This window comes from Burkholderia sp. SIMBA_062 (assembly GCF_046534765.1).
GTDB classification, from domain to species: Bacteria; Pseudomonadota; Gammaproteobacteria; order Burkholderiales; family Burkholderiaceae; genus Burkholderia; species Burkholderia ambifaria.
The window spans coordinates 1-298 of record NZ_JAWRYD010000185.1 but is presented as its reverse complement, the minus strand read 5'-3'; the positions used below and the strand labels follow the sequence as shown (position 1 = coordinate 298).

Annotated in this window: 1 protein-coding gene; it reads right to left on the bottom strand. The window is 64.1% G+C overall.

Going from position 1 to position 298, the window contains the following annotated elements:
• Positions 1-298: DotH/IcmK family type IV secretion protein (locus SB786_RS35960; protein WP_410731539.1), on the bottom strand; the 298-nt coding region annotated here is incomplete at both ends.

Below are 298 nucleotides of genomic sequence, written 5' to 3'. Positions count from 1 at the left end.
CAGGGTCCAGTGTCAGGATATTGGTCGGCGCGACATTGCCGCCCTGGCCGTTCTGGCCGCCACGCTCGCGCCCGTCGCTGAACAGCTCGCGGTTGATCGACACGTTCTGGATCATCCATGGCTGCCCGGCATAGTCGGAGAACACGATCGACGACTGCTGCCCCTTGCTCAGGCGAACGATGGGCGGGGAAACGCCCGGATCCAGGTTCAGTGCAAGCGTGCGGGTCACCGGCTTGGCCGGGCTTACGTAGGCCGTGGCCTTCTGCTTTTCACGCTCGAGCCACAGCTGCTTGATCAG